This is a genomic window from Sorangium sp. So ce448, assembly GCF_051520915.1.
Classification (GTDB): domain Bacteria; phylum Myxococcota_A; class Polyangia; order Polyangiales; family Polyangiaceae; genus Sorangium; species Sorangium cellulosum_B.
Window position 1 is genome coordinate 8,865,665 of the sequence record NZ_CP150343.1, and the last position, 15,082, is coordinate 8,880,746.

Here is a 15,082-nt window from a genome sequence, read left to right on the forward strand (position 1 = left end):
CCACGTCGGCCCGGCTTCGCCCCCGGCGGGGCGATGCCGCAGAGCCAAGCGCCGCGCGGCGCGCCGGCGCACGCTGGCGCACGTCGTCCCCCCCATGTCAGAGAAGCCGTCACCCGATCTGGACCTCTCACGGAGGATCAGAACACCGGTCTCGGGGAACAGAGACAGGCCTTGAGGGGAGAGAGGACTCAGGATCCTTCACAAGAAATCGTCCAATGGCTCCTCGCCCATGCTGGACGGACTGCGGTGAAGCTGGCCACGGACACGGGGCGACGCTCCGCGCCTGCCCAGACGTCGGCCTCCGCGGCCAGCCCCGGCGCTCGCCGTGGACTTTCACGGCCGATGACGCCGATACTCGAGGGGATGCAACCAGGGGAAGTGCTCGGAGGCCGCTTCGAGATCGTGAGCCGGGCGTGCGCCGGCGGCATGGGGGAGGTCTTCCAGGCGGTCGATCGGCGCTCGGGCGAGGTCGTGGCCGTCAAGGTGTGCCTCGACGAGCAGAAATCCGGCGACGAATCGCGCCTCTCTCGCGAGTCCAGGGTGCTCGCAGAGCTCTCCTGCCCAGGTATCGTGCGCTACGTCGCGCACGGGCTCGGCGCCTCGGGCGCGCCGTGGCTCGCCATGGAGTGGCTCGATGGCGAGGATCTCGAGCAGCGGCTCCAGCGCGAGGTGCTCACCGTGGACGAGGCGATCGCGCTCCTGGTGGGCGCCGCCGCCGCGCTCGCGGCGGTCCACGCGCGCGGCGTCGTTCACCGCGATCTCAAGCCGAGCAACCTGTTCCTGGTGAACGGCGACGCCGCACGCGTGAAGCTGCTCGACTTCGGCATCGCCGGGATCCCCGACGCCACGCAGCTCACGCGGACGGGCGCCTTCCTCGGGACCCCGGCGTACATGGCGCCAGAGCAGGCCCGGAGCGGGCAGGACGTCGATGCCCGCGCCGACGTCTTCGCGCTCGGCTGCGTGATGTTCGAGTGCCTCACCGGCCAGCCGGCCTTCTGCGGGGCTCACCTGATGGCCGTCCTCGCGAAGATCCTCCTCGACGAGGTGCCGCGGATAAGCGCCCTCTGCCCAGGCGTCCCCCCCGCCCTCGACGCGCTCTGCGCCCGGATGCTCGCCAAGAACCCGGACGACCGCCCCCGCGACGGCGCGGAGATCGCCGCGGCGCTCGAGGCCATGGGCGTCTCCCCGCTGTCGCGCGCGCCGTCGGAGCCGCCGCCTTCGAACCGGCGCCGCCAGTCCTCGCTGACCCACAAGGAGCGGCGGGTGCTCTCGGTGGCGCTGATGGGACCCGGGCCGCGGCTCGCCGCTTCCCCGGGGCGGGCCGACTCCGAGACGGTGGTCGCCGTCGTGTCGCCGGAGCTGCGCCGGGAGATCGAGGCGCTCGGCGCGTGCCTGGAGCTCCTGGCGGACGGGTCGATCCTGGTGATCCTCCTCGGAGCGGGCGTGGCGACGGATCAGGCCGCGCAGGCGGCCCGCTGCGCGCTCCTGCTCCGCGCCGCCGGCGGGGACCGACCGGTGGTCCTCACGACCGGCCGCGTGGAGGTCACGGGCGGCCGGCCCGTCGGCGACGTCATCGACCGCGCCGTCCGGATGCTGGCGCAGCCCACGGCGGCGCTCCCGGGCGCGCCGGCGGCAGGACGCGGGACGCCCATCGCCATCGACGAGGTGACCGCCGCGCTGCTCGACGCCCGCTTCGAGGTCGTCGAGACCGAGGCGGGCCTGTGGCTCCGGGGAGAGGAGCCGCTCGCCCGCGGCGCGCGCATGCTCCTCGGCAAGCCCACGGCCTGCGTCGGGCGCGACTGGGAGGTGGCCACCCTCGAGGCCCTCCTGGCCGGGTGCATCGAGGAGTCTCGGGCGCGCGCCGTGCTCGTCACCGCGCCGGCGGGCCTCGGCAAGTCGCGCCTCGCCTACGAGATCATCCGCCGCGTCCGGCAGCGCGACGAGCCCGTCGCTGTCTGGATCGGCCGCGGCGACCCGCTCCGCAAGGGCGCCCCGTTCGGGATGCTGCGGCAAGCCCTCCAGGGCGCGTGCGGGATCCGCGACCGAGAGCCGATCGAGGCGCGCCGGGAGAAGCTGCTCGCGCGGGTGACCGAGCGCGTCCGCGCGGCCGACGCGCAGCGCGTGGCGGAGTTCCTCGGCGAGCTCCTGGGCGCGCCGTTCCCCGACGAGGACAGCGCGCCCCTCCGCGTCGCCCGCAAGGACGCCCCGCTGATGGGCGATCAGATGCGCAGGGCCTGGCTCGATTTCGCCTCGGCCGCGTGCGCCGCGCAGCCGCTCCTCCTCGTGCTGGAGGACCTGCACTGGGGCGACCTGCCCACCGTCCAGTTCATCAACGACGCCCTGCGCCGGCTCGTGGACCAGCCCCTCCTGGTGCTCGCCCTGGCGCGCCCCGAGGTGTACACGCTGTTCCCCGGGCTCTGGGCCCACAGGGATCTCCAGGAGCTCCGGCTCAAGGAGCTGAGCTCCCGGGCCGGCGCGCGGCTCGTGCGGCAGGTCCTCGGCGACGGGGTGAGCGCCGAGACCGTGGCGCAGCTCGTGGCGCAGGCGGACGGCAACGCGTTTTACCTGGAGGAGCTCATCCGGGCGACCTCCGAGGGGAGCCAGGGCGCGCTCCCGGAGACCGTGCTGGCGATGGTGCAATCCCGGCTGGAGCGCCTCGACAGCGCGGCGCGGCAGGTGCTGCGCGCGGCGAGCATCTTCGGGCGGGTGTTCTGGCGGGGCGCGGTGGAGGCGCTGCTCGGCGGCCCCGGCGGCGTCTCCGGGCTCGCGGAACACCTCGATCGCCTCGAGCGGCTGGAATGGATCGGCGCGCGCGACGAGGCGAGGTTCGAGGGGGAGCGGGAGCTCGTCTTCCGGCACGCGCTCGTGCGCGAGGCGGCTTACGGGATGCTCACCGACCAGGATCGCACGCTCGGCCACCGGCTCGCCGGCGAGTGGCTCCAGCGCGCGGCCGAGCCCTCGGCCGCGGTGATCGCCGAGCACTTCGATCGGGGCGGCGAGCCGCTGCGCGCCGCCGCGTTCTATCGTCAGGCCGCGGCGCAGGCGCTCGCCGCGAACGACCTCGTCGTGGTGCTCTCGTCGACCGGGCGCGCCATCGAGCTCGGCATCAGCGGCGAGGCGCGGGGCGAGGTCCTCCTGCACCGGGCCGAGGCGCACCACTGGCGCGGCGAGCTCGTCGAGGCCGCGCGCTGGGCGACCATGGCGGTGGAGGAGCTGCCCCGGCGCAGCGCGCCCTGGTACGCCGCCGTGCGCGAGGCCGCGATCGTGCTGGCCCGGCTGGGGCAGCACGATCGCCTCGCCAGCCTCAGCGGCGATCTCGCGGACGCCTGGACGGGAGAGGGCGCGACGGGCCCGCTCCTGGCGGCGTCCGCGGGGACGGCGCTCTACCTGACGATCAGCGGCCTCTACGCGCACGCCACGCCGCTCCAGGCGCTCATCGACGCCGCGGCCGAGCGCTTCTGCGACGACCCGGCCGTGAGCGGGGTCGTCCTCCGCGAGCGCGGCTGGCGCGAGCTGTACGCGGGTCGGCACGGCTCGGGCCGGGCGCTGTTCGCGCGCTCGGTCGCCTCCCACGAGCGCGCGGGGAACCTGCGCCTGGCCTGCTTCTGCCGGCTCGATCTCGGCTTCCAGGAGCACCAGCTCGGCGCGTACGGCGAGGCGGAGGCCATCCTGCGCGGCGCGCTGGCGGACGCCGAGCGCATGGGCCTCGACGGCTGCATGGCGGTCGCGTGGAGCACCCTCGGCGCGCCCCTCTGCCGCCTGGGCGCGCTCGACGAGGCGCGCGAGGCCCTGAGGAAGGCCATCGCGTTCCTGGAGGCGCAGGGGGATCGCCGGCTCGCGGGCGCGTCGCGCACCTACCTCGCCGGGTGCCTGATGCGCGCGGGCGATCTCGCCGGCGCCGAGGCCGAGGCCCGGCGCGCCGTGGCGCAGCTGGAGAGGATAGGCCCGCTCGTCGTGCTGGCGCGGGCGACGCTGGCGGCCATCCTGCTCGCGCGCGGCGAGACCTCCGAGGCGCTGGCCGAGGCGCGCGCGGCGGTCGCGTTGCTCGAGCGGCTGGGCATGGTCGAGGAGGGCTCGGCGTTCGCCCGCCTGGTCCACGCCGAGGCGCTGTTCGCGGCGGGCGACCTCCCGGCGGCCCGGACCGCCATCGCGCACGCCCGGGCGAGGCTCCTCGACGTCGCCGCCCAGCTCGACGATGCCGCGCGGCGCGAGCAGTTCCTCCAGCGCGTCGAGGAGAACGCACGCACGCTCGAGCTGGCGCGCGCGTGGGTCGACGAGGCGGGCTCCACGGGACGGCGAGGCGTCTAGCGTCTGTCGCTCTTCACGGCGAAGGTACACAGGCCGCTCAGGCCGGCGAGATCGGCAGTCCCCTCGGAGAGCTCGCGGCCGCCGCGCCCTGCGCCGGCGCCGGCAGGCTCGGCCCGTCGAGCAGCGCTCCGACCGCCGCGAGCGCCGCGAGGAGGACGGCCGCCCCCGCCCACAGCGGGCCCGCGGCCATGTTCGGTGACGCGTAGAGGAACGCGATCGCGCCGAGCAGCGCCGCGAGGAAGAGCGCCGCGGCGAGCGCGCGCGCCCGGCGGGGGCGCGCCACGTCGTGAAGGACGTAATCCGGGTCGGTGCGCAGCGGGCCCTCGTCGGGCGAAGTCGCGGTGGACCGCCACTCCGGCGGCCGGAACCAGACAAGCAGCTTGCCGGAGAGGCGCGGCTCCGCCGCCGCCATGCGCGCGAGCCTCCGCCACGGGTCGACGTTGGCGCGCAGCGCGCTGAAGCTGGCCAGCGGCTGGACGACGCCGTACCGCGGGGGCGCCCCCTCGGCGCGGAAGGTGCCGAACAGCCGATCCCAGACGATGAGCACGCCGCCGTGGTTCCTGTCGAGATACGCGGCGTCGACGCCGTGGTGCACGCGGTGATGAGATGGCGTGTTCAGCACCCACTCCAGCGGACCGAGGCGGCCGACGAGCCGCGTGTGAATCCAGAACTGATAGAGGACGTTCAGCGTATAGGTCGTGACGACCATCCCCGTGGGGAAGCCGAGCACGGCGAGCGGCCAGAAGAACGGCCAGTACAAGGCCCGCTGGAGCCAGCTCTGGCGCAGCGCGACCGAGAGGTTGTAGTCCTCGCTCTGGTGGTGGACCGCGTGCGCGGCCCACATGAAGTTCACCCGATGGCTCGCGCGGTGCGCCCAGTAGTAGCAGAAGTCGACCGCGACGAAGCAGGCCGCCCAGCTCCACAACGCGCCCTCCGGCAGCCGCGCGAGCGCGGCGCGCTCGTACAGGAAGAGATAGACGAGGACTCCGCCGCTCACGACGGAGACGATGACCTGCTGCCCGACCCCGCACGAGAGGTTGGCGAGCGCGTCGGAGAAGCGGTAGTCGCGGCGCCCGCGGCGGCGACAGAGCCAGAGCTCGACGCCGATGAGCGCGAAGAAGGCCGGCACCGCGAACAGGATCAAGCTCGGCGACATCCCCTGTCCTCCATGGAGCCGCCGCGCTGCGGATCGGCTCGCGTCCGCCCAGTCTAGCCTGGAACGCCGCCGGCGCGCCCGGAGACGCACCACGCGAGAGGCGCCACACCAGCCGACCTCTTCCCTGTTGACGCTGAACCGTTTAAGTGGTCTGCCACGGGCCACGCCGGCGCGCGAGCGACCCCCCGGAGCGGAGATTTGGTTCGTCGCGGATTCAGGGGGAGCTCACCGCCGGCGCCGGCGATGCCACCCCGCGACGGTGGCGCAGCAGCTCGGCAGATCCCTGCGAACCGGACGCGCGCTCCGGGCGGCAGGGCTCAGCGATCCGTGAGGAACGACACTCGAACCACATGAGGAACCGACCATGAAGAAGACCGTCTTGCTCGCTTTGGGTTTGCTCTCCCTCGCCGCGTGCTCCTCCTCCGACCCGGCGGACCCCGCGCCCTCCGGCGGCACGGGCGGGTCCGGCAACACCGGCGGCGGCGGAAGCGGCGCGACCGGCGGAAGCGACGCCACCGGCGGCGGGGGAAGCGGCGCGACCGGAGGAAGCGACGCCACCGGCGGCGGCGGGGACGGAACCGGCGGCGGCCAGGAGCTCGACTGCGCCCAGCAACCGGAAAAGTGCTACGTCCGCGCCGAAGGTAGTAAGCTCACGCTCGACGGGAAACCGTACAGGTATATGGGCACGAACTTCTGGTCGGCTCCCTACATCAGCCGCGAGCGCCTGCGCACCGAGCTCGACATCCTCGAGGCCCACGGCGCCCTGAACCTCAGGATCATGGCGCTCAGCGAGGGCGACATCCCCGCGGCGCAGCAGAACGATCAGACGTACGGCCCACAACGGATCTTTCCGGCGTCGTCCGACAAACCGTGCGCCGATGCGCAGCTCGAGGCGTTCGCCGACAACCTGGCGACGGTGCTCGACGAGATGCACAGCCGCGGGATGAAGGCGGTGATGACCCTGAACGACTTCTGGCACTGGTCCGGCGGTATGCCCCAGTACATGAAGTGGGCGCACGAGCAGCCGACCCTCTCCTGCGGAGAGGACTTCAGCGCGTACCAGGTCGGCCTGACCCACCCCACGACGGGCGCTGCCCTGCTCGCGGCGGACCACCACGTGCCGTTCACCGGCTCGATCCGGTTCCAGCAGGGCACAGGCCAGGACTGCCAGGCCGTGGCCATCGGCGAGTGGGCCATCCCTCACTCGGGCACGCTCGATCCGAACACGAACCCGTGGCCCGACCAGATGGATCTCTCGTCGCTGTTCTTCTGCAACAAGAAGGCCCAGGAGTTCTACTTCAGCCGGGCCAAGGTCCTGATCGAGAAGCTCAAGGACCATCCGGGGATCATGGCGTGGCAGCTCGGGAACGAGCCGCGATCGTTCAAGGGCTGGGGCCCGCTCTTCAAGCTCTGGGTCGAGAGGAACGCGAAGTTCATCAAGGACATCGACCCGAACCACCTCGTCTCCATCGGCTCGGAGGGCGACCTGTCCTATAACTGGGGCGACTACGCCAACAGCGATTACAGGGCGTTCCACGACGTGCCCGGCGTCGATTACCTCACCTTCCACGTGTGGCCCGAGAACTGGGAGTGGTACGACCCGTCGCTGCCGATGGACAGCGCCGCCGACAAGGGGCTCCTGGCCGCGATCACCAAGAGCAACGGGTACATCGACGCGCAGCTCGCGCACGCGAGGGCGCTGGACAAGCCGATCGTCGTGGAGGAGTTCGGGCTCGCCCGGGACGACAAGTCCGAGCCGGTCTCGTCGCCCGTCGCCAAGCGGAACGAGTATTACGCTTCCATGTTCGACGCCGTCGTCGAGAACCCGGAGCTCGCCGGCGTCAACTTCTGGGCCTGGGCCGGGATCGGGAGGCCGTCGGACGACGGCAACGACTACTGGCTCCTCGGCAACGACTACATCGGCGATCCGCCCCATGAGCTCCAGGGGTGGTACTCGGTGTACGATGACGACACGGAAACCTTGAATCTTATCATGAGCTACGCCGACCAGCTCAACTCGACGCAGTAGCGCCGGCGGCCATAACAGAGCCCCTATCCAATTCATCTCATGCGGAGGTCACCTTGATTCGTCGCTCCACCTTTCTCATGGCGTTGTTCTCGCTCGCGTTCTCGGCCGGTTGCTCGAAGCCGGAGGCTGAAGGCGGAGCAAGCGCGAACAAGCCCGAGGCAACAGCCGCCAAGGGTGCGGAAACCAAGGGTCCGGAGAAGAAGAAAGACAAGATCACGATCGGCTTCTCCATGGACACCCTCAAGGAGGAGCGGTGGCAGCGCGACCGCGACCTGTTCAAGGCGAAGGCCGAGACGCTCGGCGCCCAGGTGCTCGTGCAGTCCGCGAACAGCGACGACGCCCTCCAGAACTCGCAGGCGGAGAACCTGCTCACGCAGGGCGTCGACGTGCTCGTTGTCGTGCCCCACAACGCCAAGACGACGGCCACCATCGTCGAGTCGGCGCACAAGCAGGGCGTGCCCGTCATCGCGTACGACCGGCTGATCCTCGACTCCGACGTGGACCTCTACGTGTCCTTCGACAACGTCAAGGTGGGCGAGCTCCAGGCCGAGGCCCTCGTGAAGAAGTTCCCGAAGGGGAACTACATCCTCATCGGCGGCTCCCCGACCGACAACAACGCGAAGCTCTTCCGCGAAGGGCAGATGAACATCCTGAAGCCGCTCATCGACAAGGGCGACATCAAGACGGTGGCGGACCAGTGGGCCAAGGACTGGCAGCCGGTCGAGGGCCTCAAGATCACCGAGAACGCCCTCACCAAGAACAACAACAACGTCACGGCGGTCGTCGCGTCGAACGACGGGCTCGCGGGCGCGGCCGTCCAGGCCCTCGGCGAGCAGAAGCTCGCCGGCAAGGTCGGCGTCTCGGGCCAGGACGCCGAGCTCGCCGCCTGCCAGCGGATCGCGGCCGGCACCCAGAGCATGACCGTCTACAAGCCGCTCAAGCTGCTCGCCGAGAAGGCCGCCGAGCTCGCCGTCAAGCTGGCGAAGAAGGAGCCCGTCGGCGAGAAGACGCAGACGGTCAACAACGGCAAGAAGGACGTCCAGAGCGTGCTCATCACGCCGGTCGCCGTGGACAAGGACAACCTCGCCGCGACGGTGATCGCGGACGGCTTCCACAAGGTCGAGGACGTCTACAAGGACCTCCCCAAGGACCAGTGGCCGGCCAAGTAGGCCCCTAGCTGGACATCCAGGGCCCGGCGAGCGCCCCGGCCGCCGCGAGGCGACCAGCCGCCGGGTCAGGTCCGCCCCTCCCCCTCTGCGACCGTCTCGACGGCCGCGATCCTGAATGAGGCTCTTCGCCCGGAGAGCCACCGGCGCGCAACATCCCCTCTCGCCCGCGGCCCGTGGGCGGCGCATCGTCCGAGGCGACCCCGCTCCGCACGGCGGAACGCCGCGCGTCGCCGGGGGCCTTGCGATCATGGCGATCCTCCGTGATCCAGGGGCTCCTCGAATCCGGTGCTTCCTGCGTGGACCGGAGCCGTGCGCTGGTCATGATGCTGCGCCCTCGCAGCGCCGCGCGAGGCAAGGAGACGCGATGTCCTCCATGAAGCGACGAGAGCCACGGAAGCACGGTCCGACCGCGACGGTGTCACGGCGCTCCGGCGAGGTGGCGTGGTGAAGGTGGCCGTGTCCATGTGTCCGGCCGTCCCGGGCTCGGCCCCGACCCTCTCCGGCGCCGCCATCCCCAGGTACACGCGCCCGTTGCTCATCCCACAGGTCATGCCCCTGGCCACGGGGCTCGGCGCGGGCAGCGCGGGCCACGATGCCTACGAGATCGCTGTCCGGCAGTTCGAGCAGCACATCCTGCCACCCGAGATGGGTTTGCCCCCGACGACCGTCTGGAGCTACGGCTCCATCCATCATCCGGAGACGTTCGCCTATCCGGCGCTCACCGTCGAGGCGAGGTACCGCAGGCCGGTGCGGGTGAAGTGGATCAACGATCTCAGGGACCCTGAGACCGGCCGCTTCCTCCCTCATTTGCTCCCCGTCGACCCCACCCTGCACTGGGCCAACCCGCCCGGCGGGGCGCAGGGCCGCGACAGCCGGCCCGCGTTCCCTGGCGATTGCCCGCCAGGACCGTACCGGGGCCCCGTGCCGATCGTCACGCACCTCCACGGGATGGCCAGGATGGGGCAAGAGAGCGACGGTTATCCCGAGGCCTGGTATCTCCCCGCGGCGACCGACATCCCCGAGGGGTACGCGGCGACAGGCACCTTCTACGACTACTACCAGCGCACGTCGCCGCTCGGGGGCCTGTGGGAGCCGGGCGCGGCCGTGTTCCAGTACCCGAACGACCAGCGGGCCGCGACGCTCTGGTACCACGACCACACGCTCGGCATCACCCGGCTCAACGTCTACGCGGGGCCGGCCGGCTTCTACCTGATCCGCGGCGGGCCGGACGATCTGCCGCAGGGCGTCCTGCCCGGACCCGCCCCGCGACCGGGAGACCGCCCAGGAGCGAGGGTGTACGAGATCCCGCTCTTGATCCAGGACCGCTCCTTCAACGACGACGGGTCGCTCTTCTATCCAGCGTCGCGCGGGCTCGCCCCCGAGCTCGCGGACATCTACATCCCGAAGGGCGATATCCCGCCGATCTGGGTCCCGGAGTTCTTCGGCGACGTCCTCGTCGTCAACGGCCAGGCATGGCCCTATCTCGAGGTCGAGCAGCGGCGGTACCGCTTCCGCATCCTGAACGGCAGCGCCTCGCGGTTCTTGATCCTGAAGATGGATAACGGCCTCCCGTTCTGGCAGATCGGCTCGGACGGCGGATTCCTCCCTTCCCCCGTGGAGCGCGGGACCCTCCTGCTCGCTCCGGCCGAGCGCGCGGACGTGATCGTGGATTTCAGCGGCGTCCGCGCCGGCGCCGAGCCCGTCCTCCTCAACCTCGGTCCGGACGCGCCGTTCACCGGCGGCCCGCAGGCCGCCGCCGATCCGGCGACGACAGGGCAGGTGATGCAGTTCCGCGTCGTGCCGGCGACCGGCGCGGACTCGAGCACGCCACCGCACCGGCTCGCGCTGCCGCGGCTCGCCCCCCTCGGAGATGCGGCGCTCGTGCGCCAGGTGTCCCTGAACGACCTGAGCTCCGCGCTCCGGCCCGACGCCGGCCTGAGCGTGGCCGCGCTGGGCACGCTGGAGCCTCCTCCGGGCTCCCGCGCGGCGAGGCCGCTCTTCTGGCACGATCCCATCACCGAGAACCCGGCCCTGGGATCGACCGAGGTGTGGGAGATCTACAACTTCACCGTGGACGCACACCCGATCCACGTCCACGAGGTCCACTTCGCGATCGTCGATCGCCAGCCGTTCGACGGCGCCCCTCGCCCGCCGGAGGCCGGGGAGGAGGGCCGCAAGGACACCGTCGTCGCGCTGCCGTTCGAGATCACGCGCATCAAGATGGTGTTCGAGAGCCCCGGCCGGTTCGTGTGGCACTGCCACATCCTCGAGCATGAAGACAACGAGATGATGCGGCCTTACCAGATCGGTCCCACGCCGCCCGGGATCCCGACTCGCTGATCTCCCGCCCGGCCTGACGCCGCGCGACGTTGCGCGACCCCGCGCACGCCTCGCGCGGCGGCGCAGGTCCTGCGAGCGCCAGGCCCGGTCCCGGCCGCCGTGCCCGCGCTCATCAGCCCGCCGAAGGCTCCGCGAGGTCCAGGATCCGACCGCTCCCCGAGGTGCTGCTGGAGCAGGCTCGTCAGCGATGCGGTCTGCTTCTTGCTCCGCGCACCCTCACTCGAGCACGTCGCCACATCCGAGGAGACCATGAGCGCCCCGTCGGTCCTGCCTGAATTCGATCCCGCACGCCCGGTCCGCGAGCTCATCGATGCGGCGTTTCCTGAGGCGCGCGTCGAGGAGATCACCGCCCTCGGACCCGACAACCCGTCGGGCCACGACCAGACCGAGAAGGCCGCCGGCTACGGCGTACCCCGCCGGATCACGGTGGTGAGGCCCGATGGCTCCAGGCAGAAGCTGGTGCTGCACACGTCGACGGCGGACGCGTTCGGCCACGACAGGCGGGCGGATCGCGCGGCGGCGGCGCTGCTCGCCTTCGACACCTTCGGGTCGATCCCGGCGCACGTCGAGGTCGTGGACGTCGGCTCGCTGACGCGCGACGGTCACTTCCTGTCCCTGCGGGATGCGGGCGAGTTCTATCTCCTGACCACGTACGCGGAGGGAGACGTCTACGCCGCGGATCTGCGCCGGATCGCGAGGGAGCGGCGCGCGGGCCCCGGGGATCTCGCGCGCTGCGAGGCGCTCGCCAGGTACCTCATCACCCTCCACGGCGCGAAGGGCGCGCAGCCGGGCAGCTACCGCCGCGCGGCGCGCGATCTCGTGGGCCACGGTGAAGGCATCTTCGGCATCATCGACGGCTATCCGGACGACGTGCCCGGCGCGCCGCCCGAGCGGCTCCAGGCGATCGAGCGGCGCTGCGTGGCGTGGCGATGGAAGCTCCGCGGCCGGGATCATCGGCTGGCCCGCACGCACGGCGATTTCCACCCGTTCAACATCGTGTTCGACGAGGCGTCGCGGCTCACGCTGCTCGACACGAGCCGCGGGTCCCAGGGCGATCCCGCGGACGACGTCACCTGCCTCGCCATCAATTACGTCTTCTTCGCGCTGGACGCGCCCGGTGCGTGGGAGGGCGGCTTCCGCGCGCTGTGGCGGCGGCTCTGGGAGGTCTACCTCGGCTCGGGCGGCGCCGCGGGGCTGCTCGACGTGGCGGCGCCGTTCCTCGCGTGGCGCGCGCTCGTGCTGGCCAACCCCGGGTGGTACCCCGCGGTCACGGCGCGGGCGAGGGACGCGCTGCTCTCCTTCGTGGAGCGCGCCCTCGACGCCCCGCGCTTCGATCCGGACGACGCCGAGAGGCTCTTCGCGTGAGCGGCGGGGTCGTCTGGATCACGGGGCTCCCGTCGTCGGGCAAATCCACGCTGGCCGCGCGGGCGCACCGGGCGCTGCTCGGCGAGGGGCGGGCGAGCTGCCTCCTCGACGGGGACGAGGTGCGCGACGCCCTGGTCCCGCGGCCCGGCTACGACCCGCGCGCCCGCGACGATTTCTACGAGACGCTCGCGCGCCTCGCGGCGCTGCTCGCGCGCCAGGGGCCGATCGTGATCGTGGCGGCGACGGCGCACCGCCGCGCCTACCGGGAGCGCGCCCGCGCGCTCGCGCCGCGGCTCATCGAGGTCCACGTGGACGTCGCGCCGGCGACCTGCAGGGAGCGCGACCCGAAGGGCCTCTACCACGCGGCCGGCGCCGGGGAGATCGGCGCGCTCCCGGGCGCGGGCGCCGACTACGAGGCGCCGCTCGCGCCGGAGCTCGTCGCGCGCGGCGGCGAGGACGAGGCGGCGCTCGCGGCGCTGCTCGAGCGCGCGAGAGCCTGGTCCGCCTCGGCGGGGGCGGGGCCGTGATAGACACGGTCACCGTGCCCGCGCAGGAGACGCTCTTCGACGAGATCAAGCGGTACGTCCGCTTCAGCGAGCAGGACGAGCGCTGGCTCGCCGTGCTCCGCGCGCACGCGGAGCCGCACTTCCCCCGCATCGCCGACGAGTTCTACGATCGCATCCGCGAGCACGAGGGCGCGCACGACGTCTTCACCGGCGAGGAGCAGGTGGAGCGGCTCAAGCGATCGCTCGTCCGCTGGATGACGCGCATCTGCACGGGGCCCTACGACGGCGCGTACTTCGACGAGAGCGCCAAGATCGGGCGGATCCACGTCCGGGTGGGCCTCCCCCAGCGGTACATGTTCACGGCGATGACGCTCATCCGGCTCGCGTTCCACGAGATCGCCCAGGGCGCGCTCGGCGCGGAGGTGATCCCGGTCAGGGCGGCGGTGAGCAAGGTGCTCGATCTCGAGCTCGCCATCATGCTCGAGACGTACCGCGACGACTTCCTCGCGCGCGCGCAGCGCGCCGAGCGCCTGGACCGCGAGGAGGTCGGCCGCACGCTCGCGCGCACGGAGCACCGGTACAAGAGCGCGGTCGAGCTGGCCCGCGTCCTCGTCGTGGGCCTCGACGCGCACGCGGTCGTGCGGCTCTTCAACCGGGAAGCGGAGCGGATCACGGGGCTCGCGCGCGAGGACGTGCTCGGGGTGCCGTTCGTCGAGGCGCTCCTCCCCGAGGAGATCCGCGCGGATCACGGCGCGCTCGTGGAGGACGTCGCCGCGGGCCGGCGCCCCAGCGTCGATCTGCTGGAGAGCATCGTGCGCACGCGCGCCGGCAAGATCCGCGATCTGCGCTGGCAGCTCGCGTACGCCCCTTCCGCGGCCGACGACGAGGTGGTGCTGTTCGCGATCGGGCAGGACACGACCGACGAGAACGCGCTCGCCGCGCGCGTGCGCCAGAGCGAGAAGCTCGCCGCGGTGGGGACCCTCGCGGCGGGCCTCGCGCACGAGATCAGGAACCCGCTGAACGGCGCGCAGCTCCACGTGACCTTCCTCGAGCGGGGGCTCGCGCGCGCCGGCCTGAAGGACCCGGACACGCAGGAGGCGATCCAGGTCGTCCGCGACGAGATCCGCCGCCTCTCGGCGCTCGTCAGCGAGTTCCTGGACTTCGCCCGGCCGCAGCCGCTGTACCTCCGGCCGACGCCCGTCGTCCCGCTCTGCGAGCGGGCGGCGCGCGTCGCGGCGTCGTCGGACGGCGCCGGCGCGCAGGCCGCTGTGAAGGTCGACCTGCCCTCGACCGACATCGTGCTCGACCTCGATCCCGCGAAGATCGAGCAGGTCCTCTTGAACCTGCTCCGCAACGCGATCGAGGCGGTGGACGCGTCCGGAGGCGGCACGGTCACCCTCCGCGCGCGGCGGCAGCCGCGCCACGCCGTCGTCGAGGTGGAGGACGACGGCCCCGGGATCGCGAGCCCGGACGCGCCGATCTTCGATCCGTTCTTCTCGACGAAGCCGAACGGCACCGGGCTCGGGCTGGCGATCGCGCACCGCATCGTCACCGATCACGAGGGGACCATCGAGTTCCAGAGCCGCCCGGGGAAGACGCTCTTCCGCGTGACGCTCCCGCTGCGCCGCTCCGGCTGACCTCCGCCGCTCTCCTGGCCGCGCGCGACGGCCGCCCCAGGGCTGGCACGCAACTTGGTAGAGATCCGGGCGTGGAACCGCGCAGCACCGAACAACCGCTGATCCTGCTCGTGGACGACGACGTACAGAGCGCTCGCCTCCTCGAGCGCCTGCTCGAAGAGGACGGCTTCCGGGTGGAGCTGGCCACGAACGGCGCGCTCGCCATCGCGCGGCTGTCCCGGCGTCCGATCCCGGACATCCTGGTGACCGATTTCCGGATGCCCCACGCCGATGGAATCGCGGTCGCGCGCTACGCGAGATCGCTCCGGCCGGATCTCCCGCTGTTCTTCTTCACCGGGTATCCCGACCTCGTGGCGCGCCTCGGGCGAGGGCTGGAGCCCGCGGCGGTTGTGCACACGAAGCCGATCGACTACATCGCCCTGAGCGACGAGCTCCGCGCCACCGCGGACGCGGCGCTCGGAGGCGCCTCGCGCGCCACGCGGCCGAGCTCCCCCTTCCCTTCCCCGGCCTGAGCAGGGGGCGCCAGGCCCGGCGAACGGCTTGCGCCCGCGTGCAACGGCTGCGGCGCCCGC

At 72.2% G+C, this 15,082-nt stretch carries 9 protein-coding genes; 8 read left to right on the plus strand and 1 reads right to left on the minus strand.

Annotated features, from left to right (window positions below):
* The first annotated feature begins 342 nt into the window (after positions 1 to 342).
* Positions 343 to 4,308 carry a serine/threonine-protein kinase gene (locus tag WMF45_RS33475; protein WP_437709237.1) on the plus strand — a complete coding sequence of 1,322 codons (3,966 nt, stop codon included), beginning with the start codon at positions 343 to 345 and terminating at the stop codon, positions 4,306 to 4,308.
* Positions 4,309 to 4,345: 37 nt separating this feature from the next.
* Here WMF45_RS33475 and WMF45_RS33480 read toward each other — a convergent pair whose 3' ends face one another.
* Positions 4,346 to 5,464: a sterol desaturase family protein gene (locus WMF45_RS33480; RefSeq protein ID WP_437709239.1), complete on the minus strand. Its 1,119-nt coding sequence runs from the start codon at positions 5,462 to 5,464 to the stop codon at positions 4,346 to 4,348.
* A gap of 679 nt (positions 5,465 to 6,143) precedes the next feature.
* Between WMF45_RS33480 and WMF45_RS33485 the strand changes: the two genes are divergently transcribed.
* The 7 genes from WMF45_RS33485 (at position 6,144) to WMF45_RS33515 (ending at position 15,022) form a co-directional block, all read left to right on the plus strand.
* Positions 6,144 to 7,493: a glycoside hydrolase 5 family protein gene (locus tag WMF45_RS33485; protein WP_437709241.1), complete on the plus strand. Its 1,350-nt coding sequence runs from the start codon at positions 6,144 to 6,146 to the stop codon at positions 7,491 to 7,493.
* Positions 7,494 to 7,570: 77 nt separating this feature from the next.
* A complete protein-coding gene (xylF, locus tag WMF45_RS33490) occupies positions 7,571 to 8,662 on the plus strand; it encodes a D-xylose ABC transporter substrate-binding protein (RefSeq protein ID WP_437709243.1) in 1,092 nt (363 codons plus the stop codon).
* 462 nt (positions 8,663 to 9,124) lie between these two features.
* Positions 9,125 to 11,002: a multicopper oxidase family protein gene (locus WMF45_RS33495; protein ID WP_437719602.1), complete on the plus strand. Its 1,878-nt coding sequence runs from the start codon at positions 9,125 to 9,127 to the stop codon at positions 11,000 to 11,002.
* 249 nt (positions 11,003 to 11,251) lie between these two features.
* Positions 11,252 to 12,367, plus strand: a complete 1,116-nt coding sequence (locus tag WMF45_RS33500) for an aminoglycoside phosphotransferase family protein (RefSeq protein WP_437709245.1) — start codon at positions 11,252 to 11,254, stop codon at positions 12,365 to 12,367.
* Positions 12,364 to 12,894, plus strand: a complete 531-nt coding sequence (locus tag WMF45_RS33505) for an adenylyl-sulfate kinase (protein WP_437709247.1) — start codon at positions 12,364 to 12,366, stop codon at positions 12,892 to 12,894. The genes WMF45_RS33500 and WMF45_RS33505 overlap by 4 nt, the downstream gene beginning before the upstream one ends.
* Positions 12,895 to 12,908: 14 nt before the next feature.
* Positions 12,909 to 14,510 carry a protoglobin domain-containing protein gene (locus WMF45_RS33510; protein WP_437709249.1) on the plus strand — a complete coding sequence of 534 codons (1,602 nt, stop codon included), beginning with the start codon at positions 12,909 to 12,911 and terminating at the stop codon, positions 14,508 to 14,510.
* A 71-nt stretch (positions 14,511 to 14,581) separates the two neighbouring features.
* Positions 14,582 to 15,022 carry a response regulator gene (locus tag WMF45_RS33515; RefSeq protein ID WP_437709251.1) on the plus strand — a complete coding sequence of 147 codons (441 nt, stop codon included), beginning with the start codon at positions 14,582 to 14,584 and terminating at the stop codon, positions 15,020 to 15,022.
* Positions 15,023 to 15,082: the final 60 nt, after the last annotated feature.